At 60.3% G+C, this 26242-nt stretch carries 28 protein-coding genes and 4 pseudogenes; 20 read left to right on the top strand and 12 right to left on the bottom strand.

Annotation, left to right across the window (positions count from 1 at the left end; all coding sequences use genetic code 11):
- Positions 1–7: 7 nt before the first annotated feature.
- The 4 genes from BLS91_RS08175 to istB are packed head-to-tail and all read left to right on the top strand — an operon-like array spanning position 8 to position 3697.
- The gene (locus tag BLS91_RS08175; RefSeq protein WP_159433835.1) at positions 8–1429 is read left to right on the top strand and encodes a bifunctional UDP-2,4-diacetamido-2,4,6-trideoxy-beta-L-altropyranose hydrolase/GNAT family N-acetyltransferase; all 1422 of its coding nucleotides are present in this window, start codon (positions 8–10) and stop codon (positions 1427–1429) included.
- A gap of 43 nt (positions 1430–1472) precedes the next feature.
- The gene (locus BLS91_RS21160; RefSeq protein ID WP_092340243.1) at positions 1473–1751 is read left to right on the top strand and encodes a helix-turn-helix domain-containing protein; all 279 of its coding nucleotides are present in this window, start codon (positions 1473–1475) and stop codon (positions 1749–1751) included.
- Between the two features lie 27 nt (positions 1752–1778).
- Entirely contained in the window at positions 1779–3023 is a 1245-nt protein-coding gene (istA, locus tag BLS91_RS08165; protein WP_420838497.1) for an IS21 family transposase, read from the top strand.
- Positions 3020–3697, top strand: a complete 678-nt coding sequence (gene istB, locus BLS91_RS08160; protein ID WP_092340241.1) for an IS21-like element helper ATPase IstB — start codon at positions 3020–3022, stop codon at positions 3695–3697. Before istA (BLS91_RS08165) ends, istB begins: the two co-directional genes overlap by 4 nt.
- On the opposite strand, the gene BLS91_RS08155 is transcribed toward istB, so the two are convergent.
- Positions 3680–4546: a tyrosine-type recombinase/integrase gene (locus tag BLS91_RS08155; RefSeq protein WP_134505238.1), complete on the bottom strand. Its 867-nt coding sequence runs from the start codon at positions 4544–4546 to the stop codon at positions 3680–3682. The two genes, istB and BLS91_RS08155, sit on opposite strands and share 18 nt — an antisense overlap.
- Positions 4547–4720: 174 nt before the next feature.
- Between BLS91_RS08155 and BLS91_RS19915 the strand changes: the two genes are divergently transcribed.
- Positions 4721–4891 carry a hypothetical protein gene (locus BLS91_RS19915; protein WP_159433834.1) on the top strand — a complete coding sequence of 57 codons (171 nt, stop codon included), beginning with the start codon at positions 4721–4723 and terminating at the stop codon, positions 4889–4891.
- Positions 4892–5142: 251 nt separating this feature from the next.
- Here the strand turns inward: BLS91_RS19915 and BLS91_RS08150 are convergent, their stop codons facing one another.
- The 3 genes from BLS91_RS08150 to BLS91_RS20305 are packed head-to-tail and all read right to left on the bottom strand — an operon-like array spanning position 5143 to position 6556.
- Complete coding sequence (locus tag BLS91_RS08150; protein ID WP_092340239.1) at positions 5143–5481, bottom strand: helix-turn-helix domain-containing protein; 339 nt, start codon at positions 5479–5481, stop codon at positions 5143–5145.
- A 3-nt stretch (positions 5482–5484) separates the two neighbouring features.
- A complete protein-coding gene (locus tag BLS91_RS20310; protein ID WP_241983094.1) occupies positions 5485–6036 on the bottom strand; it encodes a tyrosine-type recombinase/integrase in 552 nt (183 codons plus the stop codon).
- Positions 5942–6556, bottom strand: a complete 615-nt coding sequence (locus tag BLS91_RS20305) for a DUF1993 domain-containing protein (RefSeq protein WP_208859935.1) — start codon at positions 6554–6556, stop codon at positions 5942–5944. Before BLS91_RS20305 ends, BLS91_RS20310 begins: the two co-directional genes overlap by 95 nt.
- A 155-nt stretch (positions 6557–6711) precedes the next feature.
- Between BLS91_RS20305 and BLS91_RS08140 the strand changes: the two are divergent.
- A pseudogene (locus tag BLS91_RS08140) lies at positions 6712–6849 on the top strand (ATP-binding protein); the annotation flags it as partial.
- A 102-nt stretch (positions 6850–6951) separates the two neighbouring features.
- A complete protein-coding gene (locus tag BLS91_RS20575) occupies positions 6952–7212 on the top strand; it encodes a hypothetical protein (RefSeq protein WP_244288012.1) in 261 nt (86 codons plus the stop codon).
- Positions 7213–7267: 55 nt separating this feature from the next.
- Here the strand turns inward: BLS91_RS20575 and BLS91_RS20570 are convergent, their stop codons facing one another.
- Positions 7268–7429: a hypothetical protein gene (locus BLS91_RS20570; protein ID WP_244288011.1), complete on the bottom strand. Its 162-nt coding sequence runs from the start codon at positions 7427–7429 to the stop codon at positions 7268–7270.
- A 38-nt stretch (positions 7430–7467) separates the two neighbouring features.
- Between BLS91_RS20570 and BLS91_RS20565 the strand changes: the two genes are divergently transcribed.
- A complete protein-coding gene (locus BLS91_RS20565) occupies positions 7468–7647 on the top strand; it encodes a transposase (RefSeq protein ID WP_276326797.1) in 180 nt (59 codons plus the stop codon).
- Between the two features lie 95 nt (positions 7648–7742).
- Here the strand turns inward: BLS91_RS20565 and pseI are convergent, their stop codons facing one another.
- On the bottom strand, positions 7743–8798 hold the full coding sequence (pseI, locus tag BLS91_RS08130) for a pseudaminic acid synthase (RefSeq protein ID WP_092340238.1): 1056 nt from the start codon (positions 8796–8798) through the stop codon (positions 7743–7745).
- Between the two features lie 171 nt (positions 8799–8969).
- Between pseI and BLS91_RS08125 the strand changes: the two genes are divergently transcribed.
- Entirely contained in the window at positions 8970–10256 is a 1287-nt protein-coding gene (locus tag BLS91_RS08125) for an IS256 family transposase (protein ID WP_420838496.1), read from the top strand.
- A 21-nt stretch (positions 10257–10277) separates the two neighbouring features.
- On the opposite strand, the gene BLS91_RS08120 is transcribed toward BLS91_RS08125, so the two are convergent.
- Positions 10278–10823: a hypothetical protein gene (locus tag BLS91_RS08120; protein WP_174774968.1), complete on the bottom strand. Its 546-nt coding sequence runs from the start codon at positions 10821–10823 to the stop codon at positions 10278–10280.
- A 101-nt stretch (positions 10824–10924) separates the two neighbouring features.
- On the opposite strand from BLS91_RS08120, the gene BLS91_RS08115 reads away from it, so the two are divergent.
- Positions 10925–11485: a hypothetical protein gene (locus BLS91_RS08115; RefSeq protein WP_092340236.1), complete on the top strand. Its 561-nt coding sequence runs from the start codon at positions 10925–10927 to the stop codon at positions 11483–11485.
- A gap of 72 nt (positions 11486–11557) precedes the next feature.
- On the top strand, positions 11558–11689 hold the full coding sequence (locus BLS91_RS20950; RefSeq protein WP_276326791.1) for a hypothetical protein: 132 nt from the start codon (positions 11558–11560) through the stop codon (positions 11687–11689).
- A gap of 133 nt (positions 11690–11822) precedes the next feature.
- On the opposite strand, the gene BLS91_RS08110 is transcribed toward BLS91_RS20950, so the two are convergent.
- Together BLS91_RS08110 and BLS91_RS08105 are read right to left on the bottom strand one after the other, a co-directional pair.
- On the bottom strand, positions 11823–13175 hold the full coding sequence (locus BLS91_RS08110) for a hypothetical protein (protein WP_139165814.1): 1353 nt from the start codon (positions 13173–13175) through the stop codon (positions 11823–11825).
- Complete coding sequence (locus BLS91_RS08105; protein WP_092340234.1) at positions 13172–14305, bottom strand: glycosyltransferase; 1134 nt, start codon at positions 14303–14305, stop codon at positions 13172–13174. Before BLS91_RS08105 ends, BLS91_RS08110 begins: the two co-directional genes overlap by 4 nt.
- Before the next feature lie 353 nt (positions 14306–14658).
- On the opposite strand from BLS91_RS08105, the gene BLS91_RS08095 reads away from it, so the two are divergent.
- From BLS91_RS08095 to BLS91_RS08085, 3 genes are all read left to right on the top strand, one after another.
- On the top strand, positions 14659–16212 hold the full coding sequence (locus BLS91_RS08095; RefSeq protein WP_338061554.1) for a glycosyltransferase: 1554 nt from the start codon (positions 14659–14661) through the stop codon (positions 16210–16212).
- 177 nt (positions 16213–16389) lie between these two features.
- A complete protein-coding gene (locus BLS91_RS08090; RefSeq protein WP_134505240.1) occupies positions 16390–17742 on the top strand; it encodes a lipopolysaccharide biosynthesis protein in 1353 nt (450 codons plus the stop codon).
- Between the two features lie 105 nt (positions 17743–17847).
- Positions 17848–18651 (top strand): hypothetical protein, encoded by an 804-nt coding sequence (locus BLS91_RS08085; RefSeq protein WP_092340231.1) that lies wholly within the window; start codon positions 17848–17850, stop codon positions 18649–18651.
- Between the two features lie 437 nt (positions 18652–19088).
- Here BLS91_RS08085 and BLS91_RS08080 read toward each other — a convergent pair.
- Positions 19089–19589: pseudogene (locus BLS91_RS08080) on the bottom strand (ATP-binding protein); the annotation flags it as partial.
- A 157-nt stretch (positions 19590–19746) separates the two neighbouring features.
- Between BLS91_RS08080 and istA (BLS91_RS08075) the strand changes: the two are divergent.
- The 6 genes and pseudogenes from istA (BLS91_RS08075) to BLS91_RS08050 form a co-directional block, all read left to right on the top strand.
- A pseudogene (gene istA / locus BLS91_RS08075) lies at positions 19747–20559 on the top strand (IS21 family transposase); the annotation flags it as partial.
- 80 nt (positions 20560–20639) lie between these two features.
- Positions 20640–21884: a tyrosine-type recombinase/integrase gene (locus BLS91_RS08070; protein WP_092340230.1), complete on the top strand. Its 1245-nt coding sequence runs from the start codon at positions 20640–20642 to the stop codon at positions 21882–21884.
- Positions 21881–22855, top strand: coding sequence for a tyrosine-type recombinase/integrase (locus BLS91_RS08065; protein WP_092340229.1), 975 nt, complete (start codon positions 21881–21883; stop codon positions 22853–22855). The genes BLS91_RS08070 and BLS91_RS08065 overlap by 4 nt, the downstream gene beginning before the upstream one ends.
- A complete protein-coding gene (locus tag BLS91_RS08060) occupies positions 22842–23861 on the top strand; it encodes a tyrosine-type recombinase/integrase (RefSeq protein WP_092340228.1) in 1020 nt (339 codons plus the stop codon). Before BLS91_RS08065 ends, BLS91_RS08060 begins: the two co-directional genes overlap by 14 nt.
- 202 nt (positions 23862–24063) lie before the next feature.
- Positions 24064–24774: a Mu transposase domain-containing protein gene (locus BLS91_RS08055; protein ID WP_092340227.1), complete on the top strand. Its 711-nt coding sequence runs from the start codon at positions 24064–24066 to the stop codon at positions 24772–24774.
- On the top strand, positions 24771–25520 hold the full coding sequence (locus tag BLS91_RS08050; protein ID WP_092340226.1) for an ATP-binding protein: 750 nt from the start codon (positions 24771–24773) through the stop codon (positions 25518–25520). The genes BLS91_RS08055 and BLS91_RS08050 overlap by 4 nt, the downstream gene beginning before the upstream one ends.
- 54 nt (positions 25521–25574) lie before the next feature.
- Here BLS91_RS08050 and BLS91_RS08045 read toward each other — a convergent pair.
- Both BLS91_RS08045 and BLS91_RS08040 read right to left on the bottom strand, forming a co-directional pair.
- Positions 25575–25886, bottom strand: a pseudogene (locus BLS91_RS08045) (transposase); the annotation flags it as partial.
- A 109-nt stretch (positions 25887–25995) separates the two neighbouring features.
- The coding region (locus BLS91_RS08040; RefSeq protein ID WP_244288010.1) for a tyrosine-type recombinase/integrase at positions 25996–26242 on the bottom strand (247 nt) is incomplete at its 5' end.

Below are 26242 nucleotides of genomic sequence, written 5' to 3'. Positions count from 1 at the left end.
TCGGTCGATGTCCCTAATTGACGAAGCGATATCCCGCGGCTGGGACGTCTCTTTCAGCGGAGACGTGACGGTCCCGTTCGGCCGGGACATGTTGAAGAGCATTCGGCGCGTCCCGGCGGAAGTAACACCCGATGGTCTCGCCGAAGCCGCGACAAAGATCGGTGCGGACGTTGTCCACGTGGATCACTACGGATTGATCGGGGACTACCGTGCCAGCCTCAATGACGCCGGAATCCTGCTTAGCTCTATGGAGGATACCGAGTATGGTCGGCGGGCGGCAGATCTTGTAGTCGACCCAAGCCCCTCGGCAGCGGCGAGCTATCGGCCTGATGATGGCTCGGACCGCATTCTGCGCGGAGCATCTTTTGTTCCCCTGCGCCAGTCGGTGAGGCGGGTCGCGGCCAGCAGACACGTAGGCGGTGACCAGCCGGACCACTCAGCGTCCGTGCGCATCGTCGTAATGCTCGGCGGCACCGACGCGTTGAACGCGACCGCCGAGATCATGCGCGTCGTCATCGAGAGCGGGCTGTCCGCAGTGTGCTCGGTGATCGTCGATCGGGCCCGTTGGAGTTCCCTCCCGTCCTCTACACACGACGTCAAATTCGTACTCCATGAACCAAGCGCGGCAGCGATTGAACTTTTTCACTCTGCTGATTTTGCCGTTTCAGCCGCCGGGACGTCCCTCTGGGAACTTCTCTGCATGGGAGTGCCGACTGCTCTCATCCAGCTCGTCGACAACCAGCGCGACAACTACCAATTCGTGGCCTCGCGCGGCTTGGTCGTTGGGCTTGGCCCGATCACCGATGTATCCGTAACTGAAGAAGCTCGGGGGCGTCTGGTGAGGACCCTCGGGACCGACCTCCGGCCGCGGGTAGAAGCCGCTCAACGGGGGCAACTCCTCGTGGACGGACTCGGATCAGAACGCATCGTATCGGCCTGGGAGAGCATGCTCCAGCCGAAAGCATGCTACGACGTAAGGGACGTGTCTGAGGGAGACGCCAGCCTTCTATTTGACTGGCGAAACGATGCAATGGTCCGGGCCGCATCACGCGAGACACGTCCCTTGGAATGGACCAGCCACCATTCGTGGGTCCTCAGGGCGATGGAAGACCCTGACCGCCACCTTCTCCTCGTAACGAAGAACGACAGCCCCGTCGCCACAGTCAGATTTGATCTCGCAGGACCCCCCATCGACGCATGGGAGGTATCAATCGTTGTCGCCCCCAGTCTGAGGGGACAAGGACTTGGCTCCGATGTGCTTGCTGCCGCGGAAGAATATCTCCGTCATCTGCCCCACAGAACCACTGCAATCTATGCCGCCATGCGACGTGAAAATCACGCTTCAGCAAGCCTGTTCCGCGCGGCCGGATACGAGGCACAAGAGAACGATGGTACGTCGCCACTGCTGTCAATGCGCAAACTGATCTAGTGTCCTGCGTCGCAAATTCATTGGTTAAATGCTATAACGAGTCATGTCACGAATTGGGCGACCGAAGACTGAGCTGATTTTGACCGATGAGGAGCGGGAGCAGCTTCTACGTTGGTCGCGGTGGCCGACGTCGGCGCAGGCGTTGGCGTTGCGGTCCCGGATCATTCTTGGCTGCGCTGAGGGGCTCGATAACTCGTCGGTTGCCGCGCAGGTGGGCTGTTCAACGAACACCGTCAGTAAATGGCGTGCCCGTTTTCTCGCGTCTCAGTTGGACGGGCTGGTGTTAACGCCGACCGAAAATAGGGCCAGTATCGCCGATTGAAAACAGGGCCACCAGCCACTATGGAGGGTGATCAATATGGATGATTGGGCGAAGATACGCCAGCTGTTTTCGACGGGCCAGCACTCGAAGCGGGAGATTGGCCGACTCGTCGGCGTCTCGCGGGGAACGGTCGATCGGGCGTTGGAGGCGGACCGACTGCCGACGTATCAGCGGGCGTCGACCGGCTCGAGTTTTGACGCGTATGCGGCGCAGGTTCGGGTGTTGTTGGCCGTGACGCCGCGGATGCCGGCGTCGACGTTGGCGGAGCGAGTGGGCTGGTTGGGGTCGGCGTCGGTGTTCCGCGACAAGGTCGCCGCGATCCGGCCGGAGTATGTGCCGCCGGACCCGGCCGATCGGCTGGTGCACGAGCCCGGCCGGCAGGTGCAGTGCGACCTCTGGTTCCCGCACGATCCGCTTCCGCTGGGCCATGGCCAGGAGGGCATGCCGCCGGTGCTGGTGATGACGTCAACGTTCTCCGGCTTCTTCCAAGCACTCATGTTGCCGTCACGGACCACACCGGACTTGCTCGGTGGGATGTGGTCGCTGCTGCAAGCAGCTCCCGCCGTGCCGCCCCGGCTGACCTGGGACAACGAGACCGGCATTGGCAAGGGCAAGCTCACCGAACGCACCGCTGCGTTCGCCGGGACGTTGGGCACGGAGATCAAGCTGCTCAAGGCCCGCGATCCGGAGTCCAAAGGCATGGTCGAGCGTCGCAACCGGTTCTTCCGGTCGTCGTTCATGCCGGGGCGGCATTTCGCGTCGCCGCAGGACTTCAACGAGCAGATCACGGACTGGCTGCCGCTGGCGAACGCGCGTCATTCCCGGTCGCGGCGGGCGCGCCCGATCGATCTGATCGAGCAGGACCGCGCCGCGATGCGCCCGCTGTCGCCGGTGCCGCCGGACGTGCTCTTTCGCAACACCGTGCGCCTGCCGCGGGACTACTACGTCCGGGTGCTCTCCAACGACTACTCCGTCGCGCCGGCGATGATCGGCCGGCTCGTCGATGTGACCGCGAGTCTCGACACGGTCAACGTCACCCACAACGGGGTGAACGTCACGTCTCATGAACGAGAGTGGGCCCGCGCGCTGACGGTGACCGACCCGGAGCATGTCGCGCAGGCCGACGTGCTGCGGCGCCAGTTCCAGTCGCTGCGGCATCGCCGCCCTCAGCCGGTGGTCGCGTTCGTCGAGACGGCCAGCCTGGCGTCCTACGACGCCCTGTTCGGCGTGGATACCGGCCCCGAGCTGCGCGACTTGGACGTGGTCGCATGAGCGGCACCGCGGCTTCACAGATCGAGTACTACGCCCGGGCGCTGCGCGCCCCACGGATCGGCGACGCGTTCCGCCGTCTCGGCGACCAGGCCCGTGACGCGGGCTGGTCGCACGAGGAATACCTCGCCGCGGTCCTCTCTCGGGAGGTCTCCGAACGGGAAGCGTCGGGCGCGGCGCTGCGGATCAAAGCGGCACGGTTCCCCGGCTACAAGACCCTTGAGGACTTCAACTTCGACCACCAGCCCACAGCCGACCGGAACCTGCTCGCGCACCTGGGCACGAGCACGTTCGTCACCGAAGCCAAGAACGTAGTGCTTCTTGGCCCGCCCGGCACCGGCAAGACCCACCTCGCCGTCGCACTCGGCGTTCAGGCGGCCAAGCACGGCCACCGCGTGCTCTTCGATACCGCCACCGGTTGGGTTGCCCGATTGCAGGAAGCACACTCGCGTGGCAAGCTCGCCGCAGAACTAACGAAGTTGCGTCGTTATAGCGTTTTAGTCTGCGATGAAGTTGGCTATATTCCGTTTGATCAGGACGCTGCGAACCTGTTCTTCCATCTCGTCGCGAGCCGATATGAACACGCATCGCTGATCCTCACGAGCAATCTGGCCTTCGGGAAGCCGCATACGTTCCACCCGACGTATGCGAGTTGGTACCTAATCTTCATGGGTTGAAGCGAAGACTTCTTCCTCGCGGTCGACAGCATCGAAGACGTAGTGCAATGCACCGCCGGCTGTCATGCCGAATGCGGCGGCGACGAGTCTCGGGTCGTGGGAGTGGGCGAGGTCGGCGAGACGGGTTTGGCGCAGGACGGCTAGCGTGACGCCGGCCGGATCGAGAATATGAGTCATGAAGTAGGGCGAGGCTGCGGTTTCGTGAGCGCGTGAGTCTTTGGTGAGGATGAGGTGCGGGTTGTTCGTTCGCAGCGTCAGCCGCGTCGTCAGCACCGCGTCGATAGCAGCGAGCGTGATCGGGTCCAGCGGCACGTGATAGGGCCGTCCCGCGATGACTATCGTCCCTGCCTTGGTGTTGATGTCCGAGATCAGAACAGTGCGGATCTGGCTGCTGGTCATTCCATGGAGAAGGGCGAACAGTCCGACCACGCGCTCTCTTGGGTCGATGGTGGTGAGTCTCCACCGGTGGATGAGTCGGCGTTGTTCAGTGCTGTTGAGCGTTCGTCCGGCGAAGCCTGTTGGTCGTGGTCGAGTCAGTCCGAGGGCCGGGTTGATCAGGATGAGTTTTTTCTTGCGGGCGAAGGTGGAGAACATGCGGAAGCTGGCTAGCCGGTGTCGGGAGCGGCTGCCGAGGAACTCCTCGATGTCGCCGGCGGTGACGGCGGCCCAATCGTTGATGCCGCGTCTCTCGAGGAAATTGGCCAGGGCCGCGACATCAGCGAGTCGGGCTTCGATCGTGGCGTCTTTGAGTCCGCGGCCGCCGACCAAGTTTGCTCGAGCGCGCGAACGCAGGAGATAGTCGGAGAAGGCCGCCACGGCCGGGCGGAAGGGGAGGGGGGCGCGGGCCACGCGGCGTTCTCGGCGCCCGGCGCTCCGGCGGTCTTCCTCGTCTTGGAGGAAAGATCCGAGCCCATTCGTGTCGAAATACTCATTGACGATTCGGGTGGTGTCGCCCGGCGATCGTCCGGGTGAACGCAGCGCGCGGACTAAAGCTTCGGGAGTGCAGGCTCCTTGGATTAGGTGGTGTTCGATCTGCCGCAGGTGTCGCACCGCTACGGCGCTGACGAATCGGTCGCCGATGTCCTCGACCAGGGGTTCGAACCAGTCGGGAATGCTCGCGCCGAGCCGGATAAGGGCGGCGGCTGTTCGGTCGATCAGGGAGTTGTGGGTTCTTTGATAGCAGGCCGTGCATAGTCTGTGAGCTGCGTGTTTGGCCAGACGGCCACACTGGTCGCAGTTTCGCGGTGTCGGTTCTTTCCGGGGACGAGCGCGGCGCACGCACATCCCGCACAGGTTCTGTTCGGGCCGGAGCACCCGCCGTTGGCCACACCGTGGGCACGGTTCCATCGTGGCCTCGCGTTTGGCTTTCCAGTAGCACGGGGTGCAGCGACCCCGAGCATGGAGATGGGGGCTTCCACAGTCGATGCAGTTGCCGACGAGCGTCATCAGAAGGGTGGCGGGGTATTGCGGGAGGCCCGAGGCTGCTTCTGACCGGACGCCGCTCGAAGGGGCTCCTGCAGGGCCGGAGTTGACGGAGCCGAGTTGGTACTGCTGGTGGTGGTGTCAAGTTCGAGGAGGTCGTTCGCGGTGCAGTCCAGCGCTTGGCACAATGCGGCCAGTGTCGCGAGCTTAATTTGCGAAGGTTGTTGGGTCATCAAGGCGGAGATCGACGCGGATGAGAGTTCCAGACCGGCCTTGTCGGCGAGCAGGCGCCGCAGCTGGGCACCGGTCCATACTTCTCGTTGAGCGGCGGCCATCCGGAGCCGCCAACGAAACTCTGCCATGTCCTATTCCTCCTTGGTCGCTTCGGCGAGAGTGGTGGTTATGCCACGACGATAGGCGTCCTCGACGAACGTGGATGAGGGCGTCACATATCGCATCGTCGCGCCGACGTTCCAATGGCCCAGCATCTGCTGAATGGCGACGAGATCAACACCGCGCTCGTAATTCCGGGTCGCACAGGCGTGCCGCAGACTGTGAGGGCTGAACTGCTCGTGGACCGGCCGGCCCTCCGCCCTGCACAGGGTCGCCAACCGGTTACGGATCGATCCTGAATTCATGAATCGGCCGCCCTCGTCGCAGAACAGGGCCGGGCTGTTTCCGCGAAATTTGGGGCGGACCTCGTCAAGATACCAATGCAGGATCAGGCCCAGATCGTCGAGCATAGGCACCCAGCGTGGCCTGGGACCGGAGCCCTTCGCCGCCTTACCCAATCGCACGTGAATCTTCCCGAACGGACCGCGGTCAAAATGAAGATCTCGGATTTCCAACGTCGAGGACTCTGCAGACCGAAGACCTGCGTGATAAAGCGTCCGGAAGAGTGCGTAGTCCCGAGCGATCGGAGCCCATTTTCGTGACTGATCCATTCGAGCCTTCAGGAACGCAAAGAAGTCTTCCATGCGCTCGGGCGTCGGGCGTTGGGGGTGGGCGGGTCGCGGGCGACTCGCTGGTCACGTGATGCCCGGCATGGAACACGTCGATCGGGTCGGCCAGACGGATACCGAATCGGGCCTCAACGTCGGCGAAGTGCCGGGCTTGCAGAAATTGGAAGTAGTGCCTAAACGTGCTGACGTAGTCCCTGCGCGTGACGGGTCCCACGCCGCGTTCGATAAGCGCGGCGACGACTGCGTCGACGTCGAAGGCGGTTAGCTCCCATGCTGGCTTCTCCGCCAGAGTGAGGAATCGCTCGAGCACGCCCGTGCCGTTATCGATGGTGAGGGCGCTGAATCCGCGGGCCACTTGGCTAGCGATGAATCCATCGACGCACTGTCGCTGGAATTCCAGCGGCTCCATGTCCTCGGCCAGTTGCGCGCCTGGGAAATTGTCGCTCACCACGCGCAGCCGGGGTCGCGGCGTCATTGCATACCTCCCGCCCGCCTCGATTCGTGAGGCGCTGCCTCATATTTCACTCCTCGATCGAGCAAATCGCACCTCGCCACGCCGACCATGCTCGATCTACTCCCCACAGGGAATGCGGCACTCAGAGTCGGAACGAACGTATGGGAACTTCAGTTCGGTGGGGCGACGTATTCGGCGACCAGACCGTCGCCTCCGCGATGATCGACCGGATCGTGCATCACGCCGACGTTCTCAGCCTCAAAGGCGTCAGCTATCGGCTCAAAAGCCACCAGCCCGCCGCTGATCCGGCATAGTAGAAACCACAGATAGTGGTCCTGTTTTCAAACGGCACTATTGGCCCTGTTTTGGGTCGGCGTTAACAGCTGGTGGACGAGGCACGGCCCGGGCGACCGGCTTTGACCAGCGCGGACCAGATCGAGGAGGTGGTTGTGGCGACGTTGGAGTCGACGCCGAAGAACGCGACGCACTGGTCCCGAGCGAAGATGGCCGAGCGAAGTGGCCTGTCCAAGTCCACGATCGGACAAGTCTGGAAGGCATTCGAGCTCAAACCGCACCGGCAGAACGGGTTCACGCTGTCCAATGATCCGCTGTTCGTGGAGGAGGTGTATGACGTTGTTGGCCTGTATTTGAACCCGCCAGAAATGGCCGTTGTCTAGTGTGTGGACGAGAAGACGCAGGTCCAAGCGTTAGCGAGATCGCAGCCAGCGTTTCCTATGATGCGGGCATGCCGGAAAACGCACCCATGACTACATGCGTCACGGCACGACCAGCCTCTTCGCCGCCTTCAACATTCACGTCCGGCACCGCTCGGTCAAGTTCCAGAAGTTCCTGAACACGATCAACGCCGACGTCCCTGTCGAGTTGGCCGTGCATCTGGTCTGTGACAAGTACAGCACCCACAACGCTCCACGATCAAGAGGTGGCCCGAAGCGCGCCCCCGTTTCACGATGCACTTCACCCCGACGTACTCGTCCTGGATCAACCAGGTAGAACGCTTCTTCGCTTACGTCACCGCCGATCTGCCCCAACGATCAGACCACCGCAGCGTCCAAGCGCTCGAAGCCGACGTCCGCAACTGGGTGAAAGCATGAAACGAAAACCCGAAGCCATTCATCTGGACCAAATCCGCAGAACAAATCCTGGAATCCCTCAAACGACTTCTACGACGAACTTCCGACGCAAGACACTAGAACTGGCTCCACGAGAGGGGCGTTCCGCGGCTGCAGTCTTTGGAGAAGGTCCGCCCCATGACTACCGGAAGGAACAGGGGTTCCAAGCCACCGGCAGGTCGAATGGAGCGAACATTGCGCGGCGAAATAACATCGCCAGCCCTAACATCTTCGACGATATACAGTGATCGTCGAAGACGCAGACTTTCCGATTCGCTTGCGGTGGGACGCAGCGTTGGCTCGCCCAAAGCAAGCCACGCGGTCTCCGATTCGCGGGCAAGGGCGCCCAACTCGGCTGGTTCCAGCGAGAAATCGGAGTCGACACCCCCATCCGCTCGCGAAAGTGTGACGTGCTTCTCAATCACTGCAGCGCCAAACGCGACAGCAGCGATGGCAGCTCCAATGCCGAGCGTATGGTCCGAGAGACCGACATGCACATCGAGTGCGTCGCGAATGATTGGGATCGACCGCAGATTCGACTCGGCCGGCGATGCCGGATACGAAGAGGTGCATGCGAGCACAACGATTTTGTCGTTACCCTCGGCACGAATGGTCTGAACCGCGAGATCCAAATCGGCCAGTGTTGCCGCTCCATTTGAAAGAATTATGGGTTTGTTTGTTCTGGCCACGCGTCGAAGAAGCGCCAGGTCGCCGATTTCCAGCGACGCGATTTTGTAGAGCGGGGCATCCAAATCTTCCAGCAGATCAACGGCGGTGTCGTCGAACGGGCTCGAGAAGGGAATCAATCCATGCTCACGCGCTCGGGCGAAGATTTTCTCATGCCATTCCCACGGCGTGAACGCAACGGAATACAGGTCGTGGAGAGTCGACCCACCCCACAATGGGTGCTCGCTAGAAATCTTAAAGTGAGGCTGCGTGGCGTTGATCGTGAGTGTGTCCGCGGTGTATGTCTGGAGCTTGACGGCGCCGGCGCCGGATTCAGCAACCATGTCAACGATGCTCAGGGCTCGCTGCAAATCACCGTTGTGATTTCCGGATATCTCGGCCACCACAAGAGGTTTATGCCCGGAACCAATTTTGAGACCATCGATTGGGATTTCATTCCGACTCATGTGCCGCTCCATTTCTGCCACGGCACTTTGAACCGCGAAAACTAGATGAATTAACTCTACGGCATTCCCCTCTCTGTCAACCTTGTGTAAGGCACCGGGATCATCGGGACTGTCTCTTAAACGGTGTTTCCGGCCTGACGCGCTGGACGTGGGTCTGGCGGGAAAGGTGCCGTGATGACGACACTTGATGCTGTGACGAAAAAGACGAGAATTGAGCCCAGCCGTGAGGCGGTGGCGGCGAGGGAATGGGTGCGCCTGGCTCAGGAGCAGGGCCTGGCCCTGGACGGTCCGAATGGGCTGCTGGGCCAGTTCACGAAAACATTTCTCGAGACCGCGCTGAACGAGGAAATGACCGATCACCTCGGCCATGAAAAAAACCGTGCCCCGGACGAGCGCGACGACAGCAACGTGCGCAACGGGACTCGCACCAAAACGGTGATCAGTCCGACGACCGGGCCGGTCACTATTCAGGTGCCCCGTGACCGAGACGGCACCTTCACTCCGGTGATCGTGCCGAAACGACAACGCCGCCTGACCGGGGTCGATGAAATCGTGCTGTCGTTGTATGCCCACGGCCTCACAACCGGCGAGATCAGCGCCCATTTCAACCAGATCTATGGTGCGCAGGTATCGAAAGAGACCATTTCCCGCATCACAGACAAGGTGATAGAGGAGATGCAGACGTGGCAGTCACGCCCGTTGGACGCCGTCTACGCGGCGATCTTCATCGATGCGATCGTGGTGAAGATCCGCGACGGGCACGTCGCCAACCGGCCCATCTATGCGGCCATCGGCGTGACCTTGGACGGTGAGAAGGACATTCTCGGGTTGTGGGCCGGCACCGGCGGTGAGGGCGCCAAGTTCTGGATGTCTGTCCTGACGGACATCAAAAACCGTGGTGTCACCGACACGTTCTTCCTGGTCTGTGACGGGTTGAAAGGACTGCCAGACGTCGTCGGCAATGTGTGGCCGTTGACGACGGTGCAGACGTGCATCATTCATCTGATTCGGAACACGTTCAAGCTCGCGTCGAAGAAGGATTGGGATGCGATGAAACGAGCGGTGAAACCGATCTACACCGCTCCGACCGTTGATGCGGCGCGGGCGGCGTTGGATGATCTGACCGAGGTCTGGGGGAAGAAATACGGTGCGATCATCCGGTTGTGGGAGTCGGCGTGGGAAGAGTTCACCCCGTTCCTGTCCTACGATCCCGAGATTCGCCAAGTGATTTGCTCCACCAATGCCATCGAGTCGCTTAATGCACGGTATCGGCGGGCAGTGCGGGCTCGAGGACATTTCCCCACCGAGCAAGCCGCTCTAAAATACTTGTATCTGGTCACGCGGAGTCTCGACCCCACTGGAGTGGGCCGAGCCCGGTGGACGATGCGTTGGAAGCCAGCTCTCAACGCGTTCGCCATCACCCTTCGAGACCGCTGGCCGAACGCAGAATCCTACTAATGAAAAACGCCGGAAACACCGTTACTGAGACACTCCCGCTGTGAGTGTTGGGGATGCGACCCGCTCAAAGGCTGGGCTCGCAAGGACACAGCGCTGCCCGACACGTTCAGTATCAAGCAGTCGGGCGTTGATGTCACGGGCTTTATTTTGCAATCCCTCCAGATGTTCCAAGCGCCGGAGGCACTGCAGATCTCGGGGGGAGTTGATAACGGTTTCGATTCGTAAGGCTCGACCGTCCTTGAGGTATTGCTTGATGCGGGAATGCTTGAAGAAGGCGTTCGCGGTGACTTGGGTGCCTTGAGTCACGATTTTTGTCTTGCACGGGGTGTGGTTCACGATCGGATGCGCGCGGCGGGAATGCGGTGCATAACCGGTGAAGAGCAGCTCGACAGTTTCGGGACGTCCGATATCGAGGTTGTCGGCGATGAGAGATTCAAAGAACCCGCGGGCGTGCCGCGGAGCGTCGAAGACGAAGGTGCGAGACGTTTCAATCTGACGCATCGATAGCTCCCACCAGTAGCCGAACGTGCGGTCGTACTCGTTCAACGGCAGCGGCAGGAGGTCCATCCACCGGTCGAAGAACTGTTGAATAGTGGTGGATGTGAGCCGATCACAGATCGCTTGCAAGCGGGCCGGATCCTCGCAGCTGGCGAATCCATTCGAGAAACGTGGAAAACGCGGTCGGGTTCCTCCGCCGCAACCGAATGGTCCCCGAACTGGAAGCAGCCACCGTGCGCGGGGTCAACGACGTGCTGATGGCGCGGTGCATGGCGTTGGCTGCAGCCACACATTACCGCAAGGGCCTGCCTGTGGGCGAGCTCTTCGCCCAGGACGTCGCCGCGTCTCTGGCGTTGCCCGGAGTGAGGTTCGACCCCGTGCGTTACAAGTCCCGCACCGCTGACAAGACCGGGAACCTGCTCATTGACGGGAACACCTATGCGGCCGAGTCTTCCTTTCACAGCCGCACCCTCACCGTCGGATTGCGCCAGGATGTCGTCGAGATTCTCGATGAGCAGGCCGCCCCCGTCCGCTCGTTCCCGCGGGCGTTCGGCCACCAGAGTGAGACGATCTTCGAACCGGCGGCGCTGCTGCCGTTGCTGGCGACCAAGCCCGGCGCCTGGGGTCACTCCCAGCTTCGGCCGTTGGTCCCCGAGCCGGTGCGGGACGGGCTGGACACCGCCACCAATCGGCGTCGAGTCCTCAGCGCCGTGGATGCCGCGTCAGGGTAGGCCGGGTTCGACGCCGCAATCGGTGCCGCTGACCTGCTGATCCAGCGCGGGGATGCCCCGGACATCGCCGCGTTGGGCATGCTCGCCCGAAGGCTCGCCGACGGCACCACCCCGGCGGCGGCGGACGTGGACTTGAGTGTTTATGACATCTTCACCACCGACATCTTCACTACCAACAACACCGTGACCGGAGAGATCGCATGAGCCTCATCACCGTCCACGACTGGATTGCAAAACTCGGTACAAACGCCCGACTTCTGGACCCCAAGTAATCTAGCCTAGCCCCAGTTTTTCTGACTGTCGTAGCCACAAGACAACCCGTGATACTACAGCGGGATCATCCCTTGGGAGGAAGAGGCGGAGGAGAAACCTGGCGGGTGGGTGAATGACTCGACGAATCGACTGGACTTGGCGGCCGATGCTCAAGCTGAGACACTGATGACCGAAGGTTGCTGACCTTGCCGGCCGTGGAGTATCGAAACTGCCGAGCCACAGCAGCCCGCACGAAGGCCATGATAGTGATCAGGATCATGATTGTAATCAGCCGATTCACCGACCGGGTGTTGTACTGCGTGCTGTAAAGCGCGCTCAGCGCACACAAGCCAACCACGGCAATCATGCTTGCACGCCCCAGTGCAGAACGATCGAGCGCAGTCAACGTAATACACGCTCGTGACACGAGTCCCCAGCCCAGCATCGCGATAAAAAGCGCAGGAAGTCCGAGGTTCGCCCATTCACCCATCATAGAATACGGGATATACGTGTGTACTCGTAGGATCGGAGCCCACTCGTCCCAGCTGGTTCCGTCCGACAGTCGAGGATCCAGTGATGCAAAAAATGCTTCGATAGGGATCGGCGCACTCTTCGAGACGTGTGCGGCGAGCGGTGCTGTGAACCCGATGTTCCCCAGCGATGCAGGCAAGGTCACAAGATAAATGGTGCTCAGATTGCTCCAGAGACCTTCCCAGTATGCGATTAGCCCGTGGACCGGGAGAGTCCTGCTGAATAGCGGTATAGGCAAGAGTATAATTGAAGCTGCAAGTGCGCTGATCCAGACCCTAACCCTTACATGAGCACCAGCAAGGTGCGTTCCGAGTAGGTGCAATAATGGTGCCACGGCCAGCATCCGACTGCCATAACCGAAAATGATCACCATCAGGCTCGCAGTAATAGCGATGCCAAGTATGCGTTTTCGCGCTGCCACCAGCCCGGCTGCCACCAGACTCACCGGAGTGAGTATGTTGGCTACGCTCGCGATGGTGCCGCCGCGGTCAAATTGCAGATAGGAATCGGCCTCGAACAGATATTCCCCTTTGGCGAACACGAGCATCGCGGCTATCGCGACCGACACTAGAAACCATGTCCTCCATTGGGCAACAAACTGACCCGAGAAAGCAGATGTCAGATCCGCCACGGTCGGGCCTCGTGAGGGAAATACTGAGGCACAAAGTAAACCTGAAACCGCCGCAAATAGGATCGGTAGACTCTGCATAAAGTCATACGGTTCCCAAATTACTGAAAACGGATTGGCCACCGAAAAATCTGCCACCCCTCGATAAATGAGGGCTGCCAGCCATGACAACATGACGAAGCCAGCTAGCGCGAAGGATGGAATGACTGCTAATGACGCCATTCTCTGCGCTTCGATCTTGTGCCTCGTGGAGCCATGTGATCCGCGTGAGATTGTCACCGGGCGAACTCGTCCGCTGATGCGCCGAATGAATGAACGTACGCCTCATCGAGCACTGAAGCCACAGCGGCAATGGAAAAGTTCTGATCCACGGTTGAAAAGCCGTTTGTAGCCATCCGGTGCGCTTCGCCAGGTGACCGCAACAACGTTTCTACTCCTGCTGCGAGACTATCCAAAGTGGTCTGTACGACAATTCCTGAGCCTGTGCTCCTGATCATGTCCGCCAGTCCGTTCGATTCCGTGATCACCACCGGGCGACCAATCGACATTGCCTCGAGAACTGACATTGGAATGATTTCACCAACCGACGGAAGTACATAGACCGAGCACTTAGCCATCCTTTCGAGTGTCTGCCCGAATGCCAGCGGTCCTTCCCAAACGATCGATTCGGGATGACCGGATGCTGCTATTGCTTCGCGTACCGCTTGACCCTCACCCTCGTCCGGCCCTACTAATGCAAAGCGCGCATCTGCTCCTCGATCGAGGAGCCTGGCGGCCATCGCAACAAACTCCACCGGCCGCTTTCGCTTATGCAAGCGCGCCAGGAAGAGCACTTCTTGGCGTTCTGGCACCGGCGCGAAATCAGCTGGAGGCACGCCGTTAGTTATTAGTTGCATGTTCTCGGCGCTCCCGGCAATTTGCTCGAGAGCGCTAATCTCAGCAGGGGTGAGACAAAGCACTCGGGAGGAGGCGCGCAAGACGCGACGGACGTAGTAATCTACCGGCTTCGCCAGCATACGGTCCGATACATCAATCATTCCGTGGGTCTGTACCACCAAAGGAACATTGGAACGCAACGCAAGGAGTGCAGCAGGCAGAGTCACCAGATCTCGAGCTAGGTGGACATGTACGACGTCATAGTTGCTAATTGTCTTACGGAGCCAAGGGATCATGCGCGGCGCCGTCGTTGACGCGAACCCTGTCCCCGGCACGCTGACCGCCGGAAACAACCGGATGTCATATTGCTCTGATTGCGGGCGTCGTTGAGGCTCGAAGCCCCTCGTGCCTGCCGCGATTGTCACCGTGTGCCCTCGCATCGAGAGACCGTCAGCCTGGTTAAACGCAACACGAATAGGACCACCATAGGCGCCATCTGGAGTAACTAACGTGGCGACGTGCAATATTCTCATAAGGTTTGATCGCCCACATCGGCTCCGTCTGTTTCCCGAAACCGCCGACCAACGGGCTCCATCGGACCTGCACGAAAAACCATGTTGGCGGCCACTGTCCCGGTTACCACGCTGTTCGGGCCGATAAGCGCCGACGTTCCAAGCTGCGCTCCTCCCAACACTATGCAGCGGGACGCAATCCATACCCCTGGCTGAATTCGGATTGGGCGGGTGAGGAGGGCCATATCCCTGCGGTGAGCATGGCTGCCCGTAGTGAGGAACGATTCTTGAGAGATGACTACGTCGTTGCCAACGTAGATGTGATCTTGATTGTGAAACCACACCCCTTCGCCGATCCATGACCGTGCACCGATATGAAGCTTCCACGGAAATTTAACCCTTGTCCTCGGGCGAAAAACGACACCCTCTGCAATTTCAGCCCCGAATGCTCGCAACACTCTCACTCGTATCGTGGAGCTGACTTGCCAGGCGTTGGTTACGAAAAGCAATTCGCATACTGCCCACAAATACACGATTGCCCGAGATCGGTCCCAAGCCTCTCCTCGACCCGGGGCCTTGGAAAGGTCGATTACAGGGACCTCCGTCGCAGCCGAGTCATCATGGTTCATCGCTTCAGCACCGTCCTGCCTTTCATCTTCCCGACCTCGGATATGGTTGCACTAATGTTAACGCATCTACAGGTAGCGATCCTCGGACTCAATTATCCGCCAGAGCAGAGCGGCATTTCGCCATACACTGGGTCCTTGGCGAAGGGGCTGAACTCGTCGGGGTTTGATGTCACGGTAATCACTGCTCACCCCCACTACCCTACTTGGGCAGTTCAAGAAGGGTACGGCCAGTGGACACGGCGTGAAACGATCGCAGGTGTACAAGTCGTGCGCCTGCGTCATTTCGTCCCGCGTTCGCCCACTGGTGCCTCGCGGTTGGTGTCAGAGATTTCCTTCGGTCTACGAACATTATTCGCAAGGTGGCATCGTCCATCTTTGGTAATTTTGGTCTCGCCAGCACTGTTCGCTATGGCCATTGGAATAATACGAGCGAAGTTGAGCCCGCGCCGACCTGCAATCATCGTTTGGGTCCAGGACCTTTATAGTCTCGGAATCGCGGAGACGGGCACAGGGGGACGGTTCATAACACGAGTCGCGAGAATGATCGAGAGCATTGTGCTCAGGACAGCAGACCGTGTCGTCGTGATTCATCCGCGCTTCGCATCGTACGTGAGCGAGTCGCTGTCGGTCGATCCTTCGCGCATTGCCGTCATTCGCAATTGGTCACATGTTCCTTATGCAAGGAACACGAGCTCGGAAGCGGCCCGCAATTTGCACGGCTGGCGCAAACACGAGACTGTTGCTCTACATGCGGGAAATATGGGAGTAAAGCAAGGTCTTGAGAACGTCATCGAAGCTGCGCGTTTGGCCGACGCCGAAGAGCATTCCGTGCGTTTTGTCTTGTTGGGCGACGGTAGCCGCCGCGCTCAGCTCGAGGCACAAGCTTCGGGTCTCACGCGTTTGCAGTTTTTAGATCCATTGGAGGGTGCGGACTTTCCGAGCGTCCTGGCTGCCGCGGACATCCTGCTCGTGAATGAGATGCCGGGCGTCTCCGAGATGGCGGTGCCAAGCAAACTCACCTCTTACTTCAGCGCAGGTAGAGCCGTGGTAGCTGCGACCGATCCGTCCGGCACAACTGCCGGTGAGGTCCATACACCGCAAGGCGGACTCATAGTGCCTTCTGGCAATCCGCGAGAACTTCTGGAGGCGATACTTCATTTGAGGAGCGACACAGTCTTCGCGTCAACGCTAGGAAAGAATGGGCTTCAGTATCGATTGGAGGTTCTGGGAGAAGAAGGCGCGATCAATAGCTTCACGGGATTGATTGAAGGGCTGATCCAAGAGAGGCAAGCTTTGTGATGGTGCGCGCATTTCTGGCGTGCACACTCAAGCGTCTAGCTTTCAAGGTCAAGCAACGAGGCGCAATCTGTGGCGTTGCCACGACGCTCTTCCCTTGGGATCCACAGTGCCAGCAAGTCAGGAGACGCAACTATTAGGAAGCACCTTCGCGGCGCGCCGGTCTACCTCCTGTCTACCGTGGCTCAGGCTGCTGGTCCGATCCTCCTCCTGCCCGCTCAGCGGATCGTACTGGGCGTTGACGATTTAGGGTTTGCAATTTTGTCAGCCACTATCGCCAGTTTCACCGGTCTATTCGCGACCATGGGAGTTGCCGACGCCGTCGTACGGCGGCGTCTTTCAGGTGATATTTCGGTGCACGACGCCATGCGACTTGTGAAATTCGCTCCGTTGGCAGGTGCACCGGTCGTGCTCGCCGCTGCAATAGGCATGATGTTCCTCGCCCCGCTGGTCGCTCCCAACCATGTTCTAGCTCTAGTGGCCGGCGCAGCGGGCGGTCTTGCGACTTGCACGCTGCTTATCTGCCAGCAGTCATTACGCGCTGATGAGAGAGCGTGGTCCTTCCTGGGCAATGTTGCACTCTGGCACCTCGTCAGTCCTATCATTGGCCTCTTGCTTGCGCTTTCCGGTCTCGGATTTAACGGATACATTGTGGGGTGGTCAAGCGCCCTCCTGGGTGCCGCGCTCTTTGCCTTCCTATCGGCAACTCATCGAAAGACGAGAGGAACGCATACTGAGAGGGTGGGCGAGAGCTACAAAAGTGCTGTTCAGCTTGGTCTGCCTGTTCTACTGCATGCATTGGCAGGCAGCGCAATTTCACTTTCCGATCGCACCCTATTGGCTGGCTTCTCAGAGGGAGAAGATGTCGCGTACTTCCAAGCGATCTACCTCTTCGGCCTTGCTCCAGGTATAGTTCTGGTGGCGATAAATAATGCCTGGGCCATCCGACTCTTCAAGGCGTCCGACGTGGGCCCGTGGGCGCCTCAGCACCGTGATTTGGCGATTCTTGCGTTCATTGCCACCGGGCTTTCTGGTGTCGCTATAGTCCTTGGGAAGCCAGCATACGAGTTGACTATTGGCACAGGAATGGATACGCAACTGCCGATCGTCGCCATCAGCTTGCTTGCTTCCCTTGCTCTAACCCAAGTTCTCTATTTGGCGGGGCTTAACGCGCTCTATCGCGAAGGACTTACCAGAATGCTCGTGGCCCGCACGCTCCCCTGTGCGCTTGTCCAGGGTTCGCTGAGCGCGTTCCTGATTCCCCACTTGGGGTATCTTGGACCCTGCATTGCGCTCTTCACGCTTCAATTGATACAAGCGTTAGTTGTCTGGAACCTTGCCCGCCGGCATACCGGCATGCTTCGTATTCCCGTGGAATGGTACATTGCAAGCCTCCCCGTGTGGTTGGCTGTAGGCCTCATTGCGCTGCTGGGCGTCGACTATCACGCTATCGTGGGCATTCTGCTCGTCATTGTTTCTCTCTCAGGGATTGCTCTGACGATTCGATTCCGTCATAAGAATGAGGTGGTTTGATTGGAACGGCCGACAGGAGCGCTTCCTACGCAACACTCGTATCGTGGTCTGAGCATAACGAAGCTGATTGGACTGAAACTTCGAGTCCTTGCCAAGTTTTGCGTCATGCTCCTAAAAAACCCTCGCCAACGGCGAGAACGGCTCCTCGCCCTCCGGCGACTGCGGGGTACTCAGGGCGGCGAATCCATACTCGTTCTCGGTCTTGGCCCGTCTGCCGGGAACTTGTCCATCGAGGCCATATGCGAGCGGCAAGCCGCCGGGAATTTGAAGGTAATATCCGTCAATCACTTCTTTGAAAGCTCATTCGCCAGAAAGATGGTACCCGATTACTATGTCCTTGCTGATCCGTATTTTTTTGGAAAGCATAGTGCTCGCGGCACAAACTGGCATGACGTCTGGGAGTATCTGAGCGCACACCCTGAAATAACGGTGTTTGTGCCCGAGCGATACGACGCGCCGGCCGACGCGATGCCTCAGCGCCTGTTCTACTTCAACAGCCTTGGGCTCGAAGGCTTCAGCAAATCGATCGATCCCACAAGGCCGCGCGGATACCTCAGCATGACTGTCTACAGTGCCCTTTCGCTTGCCGGATTCCTCGGATTCTCCCGAATCCTGATTTCTGGAATTGACAACACTCAATTCCGGGCGTTGCGCCTTATGAGTGACATGACGGTGGGACTCGCCTCCAACCATTTTTACGATGGCACCGTGAAGATTGTCCGACCTCTTACACATTTCCCGGATGGCGTACCCGCTTTCTTCGAGGACGTAGGCCGACTTTTCAAGGACTTGCACCTCTTCCGTTCACTGCCAATTGAAAACCTAGACCCTGAGACGCTAGTCGATGCATTTCCGATTGCTGAAGATTGGGTTGATTACAGCCGGAAGATTGCCGCTTCCGATGAGTAGCCGATGCATTTGAAAGGGCTAGCAAGCTAACGAGCTTTCCGCTCTTTGGGCATCCTCGGATGCCCGGCTAAGCCCGGCGCGGAGCTGGCAGAAGAAGAGATCCGCTGTTGTTGGACTAATCGCGGCTCCTTAGTTACAGCAGTTCGTTCCAAAGTCCTACTGCATGCTACGGATCTTTTACCTGGACGAAGGGTTGCGTCCCTCTGAGTGGATGCTCCTAGCCTCGCCGGCGCGGTCCTCGTCGAGCAGCACGATGAGTGGGAGGCCGGGTCCCGCCGCTACCTGTCCGAGGCCTCCATGCGCCAGCTGGACGCCTTCTGAGTATTTGAGGGTTTGGGGGCCGTCCAATATTGCCTTCGGGGGCCGCTGGTACTGCCTGGGGATGCCGGGCAGCCGCGCTGGTCGGGGGCCAGTGCCCCTCGACCAGCGCGGCAGGTTTAGACCGTGACCAAGTCGGCGGTGTGTTCTCGCATGTTGTGGCCGCCGGTCTCGACCCAGATGGTGTTGTGCACGATGCGGTCCATGATCGCGTCGGCGTGAACCCCGGAACCGAGGCGCTGGTGCCAATCTCGTTGGGCGTATTGGGTGCAGAACACCGTTGATGCTTGGTCGTAGCGTCGCTCGAGGAGTTCCAAGAGCATGCTTCGGGTGCTCTCGTCGGGTTCGTCGAGGAGCCATTCATCGATCACTAGGAGCGTGAACGCGGTGTACTTGTTCAGAAACTTCGTCGTCCCGGCGGGTTTATCGCGGGCCATCTGCCAGGCCTCTTCGAGCTCCGGCATCCGTATGTAGTGCGCCCGCACCCGGTGCAGGCAGGCGGCCTTCGCTAACGCGCACCCCAGATACGATTTTTCCGACCCTGTGAATCCTTGGAACACGACGTTCTGCTGCCGGTCGATGAATGAGCACGTGCCCAGTCCAGCGATCACAGACCGGTTGAATATTGGCTTCCAGGGGAGCCAGGGGCGGTGCGCCTGAAGGCCAGCCCTCGGAATCATGAATCGTGTCGTTCAGAGCCATAGTTGGCGTGGTTGAGAACCACCTGCAAAGCTCCTTCCACCACGTGAGGGCCACGTGGTGGAAGGAGTACCGATAATGGTACGGAAGATCAAGGCGAAGCTTGTCTTGCAGTTACGAAACCAAGGCTTGTCTGGCAGGGCGATCGCGTCGGGGCAGGGCATCGCTCGCAATAGCGTCCAGGTGGTGCTCGAGGCGGCGGACCGACTCGGCGTCGGCTGGGCTGACGTCGAGGAGATGCCGGAGGCCGAGGTGTATGCGGCGTTGTTTCCGGGTCGCGGAGTGCACGAGTCCGTGTTCGCGCAGCCGAACTGGAGTCGGGTTCACACCGAACTGGCCCGGGTCGGAGTGACGTTGAAGTTGGTGCACCAGGAATACGTCGACGCATCCGGTCCGACGCAGGCTGTGATGAGTTATGACCGGTTCTGCCGGCTTTATGGCGACTACTCCGCCGTCTCGGGTGCGACGTCCCGCGTTGGCCACAAGGCTGGCCGCAGCATCGAGGTCGACTGGTCCGGTCCGACGATGCAGCTGTTGGATCCGACGACGGGCGAGATTTCCAAGGTGTATTTGTTCGTCGCGTGCCTGCCGTTCAGCCGGTATGCGTTCGTGGAAGCCACGTTGGATATGCGGCAGGAATCGTGGCTGCGCGCCCACACGGCGATGTTCGCTTTCTTCGGTGGCAGCGTGCCACGCCTGGTGCCGGACAACGTGAAGGCTGGGGTGATCTCCCACCCGCGCGAGGGCGAGGTTGTTCTCAACGACGCCTACCGGGAGATGGCGGCGCACTATTCGGCCGCGGTGCTGCCGGGCCGGGTCCGGGCGCCGAAGGACTGTCCCGAGGATTCTGTTATCCCGAGTATCGGCCGCGATGCCTTTGCGGTCGCCGCCTGAAGGCTGATTTCCTCGGGATAATCGCGGCCCGCCTACGCTGGCTCATCTCTTTCGATTTCACTGGAGGTGAGCCGGAGATGAGTGTTTCTATACAGGAGTTGATTGCGCAGGCGGATGGTGCGGTGAGTGGGCTGCAGCATGCGCCGCCGACGACGATGCAGTACCGGTGGGCGTGGTCCCAATTCAGGCGATTCTGTTCCCGCGACGGTATCGAGGAGTTCTCCGAGGAGGCAGTCGCCGCGTTTATCGAATTCGTTGCGGCGGAGCATCGGGCCGGCCGATACAAGGATTGGAAACGCAGGCTCCTGCGCAAGGCCGCCCTGGTGCTGTCGGAGGTTGCGCGGACTGGGTCCTACGAATGGCGGCTGTCTCGTCAGACGCATCCCAATGACACGCTAAACGGTGTTTTCCGTCCGGTCCAGGAACAGTTCGAGCAATGGTTGCAGGGCCAGTCATTGGCCGTCATGACCCAGAACTTGTATGCCACAATGTCCCGCACCGCGTTGGCGTGGTTGTCCGAACGCGGCGTGGCTGATGCGCGGGCGCTGTCCAGGATAGACGTGTCGGCAAGGGTGGTGTTTCTCGGTAGTCGGTATCAGCCGGGAAGTATGAGGACGGTGGTCTCGGCGCTGCGCGTGTTGTGTCGTTTCTGGGAAGAATCCGGCTACGGCGCCGGACTCTCGCAGGCGGTCCCGGCTCAGATGGTGCGGCGTGTCCGCTCGGTGGGAGTTGTCTCTGCCGACGGTATCGACGCGTTAGTGAACTCCGTGGTTGTCTCCACACCGATGGGTTTAAGGGACAGGGCGCTATTGATACTGGGCGCAAGGACGGGTCTGCGGCCGGTCGACATCGCAGGGTTACGGTTGCGCGATATCGATTGGCCGCACGCTCAGATCACTCTGACCCAGCACAAAACAGGGGCGTTGGTGACGTTGCCGTTGCTAGCCGAGGTCGGTGAGGCGATCGCGGATTACCTGCTGCACGGCAGACCCGCTGGTGGAGAGGATGACCACGTGTTCCTGCGCTCCCAGGCCCCTTATGTTGGCTTGACCCCGGCCGACAGCTTGTATTGGGTGGCCTCGCGGGCCTTCGCCCGCTCCGGCATCATCACCCAGAACGGCACGGGCCGCGGCTTCCGGGTATTGCGGGCCACGTTCGCTACCCGGCTGCTGGCAGACGGCACACCACTGCCGGTAATCTCCGGCGCGCTCGGTCACCGGAGTATCACGTCAGCGAAACACTATCTGTCCGCCGATGAAATCCACATGCGGGCGTGTTGTCTCGACTTCGTCGGCATCGAGCCGAAAGGAACACGGTCGTGAGCGGCTTTGTCAGCGGCCTCGCCGCGCCGCTGCAGTCGCTGCTCGAGGTCAAGCACGCGATCGGGTTGCCCTACGTGAACTCCGAGTCGCACCTGCGCCGCTTCGACAAGATGTGTGCTGAAACTTACCCGCGCGAGGTGACGCTGACGAAGGAGATGGCCATGGCCTGGGCTGTCGCCCGGCCTGCTGAGCACGTCAACGGGCAGATGCGGCGGATCACCCCGATCCGGCAACTGGCCAAACACATGGGCGCCCTCGGTCTGGCCGCCTTCGTCATTCCGTCGGGGATCCCTGCCAAACAAATCCGCTACCGCCCGCACATCTACTCCCACGCGCAGTTGCGGTCCCTCTTCAACGCCGCCGATAACCTCCAAACCACCGGTTATGGCGGCAGGCGGGAAGCGATTATCCCGGTGATTTTCCGCATGATCTACTGCCTGGGACTTCGGCCGAGCGAAGCTCGGACGTTGCGCTGCAACGACGTTGACCTGGTTCGCGGCACCGTCAGTATTCGGCAGTCCAAAGGGCACAAGGACCGCATCGTCTATATGTCGTCGGGCCTGCACGAATATTGCCGAACCTATGACGCGACGATCAGTGCCCACTATCCGGATCGGATGCCGTTCTTCCCGAACCGTTACGGAAACTGCTACAGCCAGTGCACGATCGACTATTGGTTCCAGCAGCTGTTGGCCGCCGCCGCCCCGCACATCGTGTCCAGCGCCGGTTCTCCGCCGCGCGTTTACGACCTCCGCCACGCCCACGTCATCGAAAACATCAACCGGTGGGTGCTCGCCGGAAAAGATCCGGAAGCGTTGGTCGCTTACCTGAGCCTGCACCTCGGGCACGCTAACACGGAGGACACCTGGTACTACTTTCACCTCGCCGCGGACTTCCACGTCGACCTGCGCCGGATCGCCAACACCAGTATCGAATCTGATCTTTTGGAGGCATCCGATGGCCTCCGATGAGTTCTTCGGCCTAGTGCGTTCTTGGCTGACCATCCACCTGCCCCGGTCCCGCCAGCTCAGCCCCCACACGATCCGCTCCTACAAAACCGCCTTGAACGCACTGCTCGACTACCTTCGCCAGTCGCAGCACCTCTCCCTGGCCGAGGTCAGCTTCGAGGTAATCAACCGCTCTACCATCACCGCCTTTCTCACCTGGCTGCTCGACAGCCAGCATCTTGGTGCCTCATCCGCGAATCAGCGCCTGGCGGCAATAAAGTCGTTCCTGTCGTATTGCGCCGGCGAGGATCCCGCTCTGGTATCGATCTGGCTCGACGTCACTCAGGTCAGACCCGCCAGAACATCAACGCGAGCACCGGACGGGCTGAGCATGCCCGCCGTCGACGCGCTCATCCGCGACCCCGGTCAGGACACCAGCCGCGGCCGCCGGGACACGACCCTCATCCTGCTCACCTTCGACGTAGCCGCACGGATCCAGGAAATATTGGACCTGACCCCTGCGGATATCGACACCACGATCGGCGCCGCCCGGGTGACGCTTACGGGCAAAGGACGCAAAAGCAGAACCGTTCCCCTAATGGACAAAACCGCACGGCATCTCGATCAATACCTAAGCGAGTTCCACCCCAGCACCACAGACATCGCAGGCAAGCTGTTCTTCACTGCCCGGGCAGGCCGCCGCCACCAGATGAGCCAGGACAACATCACCTACCTACTCAACAAACACGCCACCGCAGCACGACAACAGTGTTCGGAACTCCCAGAGAAGATCCATGCCCACCAGCTTCGGCACGCCCGCGCCATACAGATGCTGCGCGCCGGAGTTCCGCTTCCCCACATCAAGGAGTTCCTCGGTCACGCGAATATCGCGACCACGAGCGTCTACGCGTCGGCCGATAACCGGATGGTCCGCGAAGCAATCCAGAAAGCAGGCAGCGCAACACCCGACCTCGCACCGCTCTGGACGGGAGGCGACGACCTCATGCTACAGCTCGCTGGGCTGAAGTGATTATCCCGAGCAAGTGGGCGCTCAGGCCGCGACCGCAAAGGCATCGCGGCCGATACTCGGGATAACAGAATCCTCGGGATAGTCTTTCTTATCCCGAATTCGGGATAAGAAGGACAAGGCGAGCGTCGAGAACACGGTCTCTCATGTCGCGACCTGGGTCATCGCTGGGCTCCGGCAGGAGCAGTTCACGTCGCTGCCGCAGTTGCGGGTCCGGATCGGTGAGCAGATCGATGCTTACAACCGGCAGCCGTTCCAGAAACGGGACGGGTCCAGGCTGAGCGTCTTCACTACCGAGGAGAAGCCGCTGATGCAACCGCTGCCAGCGGCCCCGTTCGAGATCAGCACGTGGTCCTACAAACGCAAGGTGAATAAGAACGCACATGTGGTCTGGGCGAGGAACTTCTACTCCGTTCCCTTCAGCCATATCGGCGGCTACGTTAACCTTCGCATCACGGACACGATGCTGGAGGTCTATCGGAACGACGAGCGCCTGACCAGTCACCTGCTGCTGCCGGCCAGCGCCACGAACCAGTATCAGACCAACGACGCGGACCTGCCCGCAGGGCGCAGCTTCCAAGCCTGGGACCGGGCCCGGATCGAGGAATGGGCGGCGCGGATGGGACCATCGGCCGTGACGGTGATCGGGAAGATCTTCGAAGCCGCCTCCATCGAGGAAGCCGGCTACGACCCCGCCCTGGCGGTGCTTCGACTGTCACGCCGGTTCTCTCCGACCCGGGTCGAGGCCGCCTGCGCGCTGGCGTTGCAGGGACCGATCCGCTCTCCGCGGTATGCGCACCTGCGGCCGATCCTGGACACCGGGCAAGACAAAACCGGCCACGTCCCCGACAAACCGGAAGCTAATGATGGCGGATACGTGAGAGGCAGCGCCTACTACGCCGGAGGAATTCGGTGAGTCGGCTCGATACCGAGACCAAACGCAAGTTGCGGGAGATGAACGCCGGCGAGCTGCTGGAGGCGATCGACACCCAAGACGAAACCCTCAGCATCAGCTTGTCGTTTGAAGAGCGCGTCCGGCTGGTCGTCGATGACGCCTACTCCACCTTCACGCACGCCAAGGTCTCCGGGCTGATCCGGCGGGCAGGGCTGCGCTATCCCAACGCGGATCTGCGCAGCATCGACCTGCTCGACGAGCGGGGCCTGAATCGGCAACTGCTGACCCAGCTCGGGACGTGCTCGTTCGTGAATCGGCAGCAGAACGTCGTCTTCCAGGGGTTCACCGGGTCGGGGAAGTCGTATCTGGGCTGCGCGATCGCCAAACGCGCCTGCGAGCATCGCATCCGCGCACACTACGTCCGGATGCCCGATCTCGAGGAAGCTTGGGTCGCTGCCCAAGACACCCCTGGCGGCGCCGGGAAGTTCCTGCGCAAATACGCCTCATTCACTCTGCTCGTCATTGATGAGTGGCTGCTCGATCGCCCGACCGAATCGATGCGGACAATGCTGCTGGAGCTGATGGAGCGCCGCTATGGGGAGAGCTCAACGGTGTTCTGCACCCAGTATCAGCAGAAGGACTGGCACCAGCGCCTCGGCTCCGGTGTTCACGCCGACGCCATCATGGACCGCATCATCCACAACACCATCTGGGTTGAGACCGGCACCTACAACATGAGGGAGCAAACAGCCCTCACCAGCGCCTAACAATCCGGCGAAGGGGACTGCCCCGAGTTCAGTTGACTCTGGGGGTTAGTGGTTTCAGGTGGCCTTGAGGGCCATGTTTATTGTCTCAAACTCGATCGGGGTGAGTTTTCCGAGGCGGCGTTGCCGACGCTTTCGGTGGTAGGTCCGCTCGATCCACACGACCATCGCCAGGCGGAGTTCGTCCCGGGTAGCCCAGCGCTGCCGGTCGAGGACGTTCTTCTGCAGCAACGCGAAGAACGATTCCATCGCGGCGTTGTCGCCACATGCGCCGACCCGGCCCATCGATCCAGTGATGCCGTTGTTCTTTAGCACCCGGACGAAGGCGTTAGACCGGAATTGCGATCCGCGGTCGGAGTTAAGCCGAATTCGGCTTAACAGCGATTATGCCGAGGATGACGTTAAGCCGAGGAACCGTGTTGATGCTGGTTGTTTGCAGGGAACGGCGTTTGTTTTATCGGATTAGCGTCTCCGTCGATCAGCGGAGTGTGTAGAGCATTTGCAGTTTCTCCTCGCTGAGCCAGGTGTTGTCGGCGATGTTGATTTCAGGAGTGGCGGCGTTCATTGCCGCGGTCATCATGTCAAGAGTGGCGAAGGCGTAGAACGCGGAGGTGGTGCTCATGCTTTCGTGGCCGAGGAGTTGCATGATGATCGGCAACGGGATGCCCTGTTTGTAAAGGTCCATCGCTTTCGTTTTGCGCAGCATGTGGCAGTGCAGCCGAATC

It is taken from the genome of Cryobacterium flavum (assembly GCF_900103805.1).
Lineage (GTDB): Bacteria > Actinomycetota > Actinomycetes > Actinomycetales > Microbacteriaceae > Cryobacterium > Cryobacterium flavum.
The sequence above is the reverse complement of the archived record's forward strand: the minus strand, read 5'-3'. Positions and strand labels throughout refer to the sequence as shown.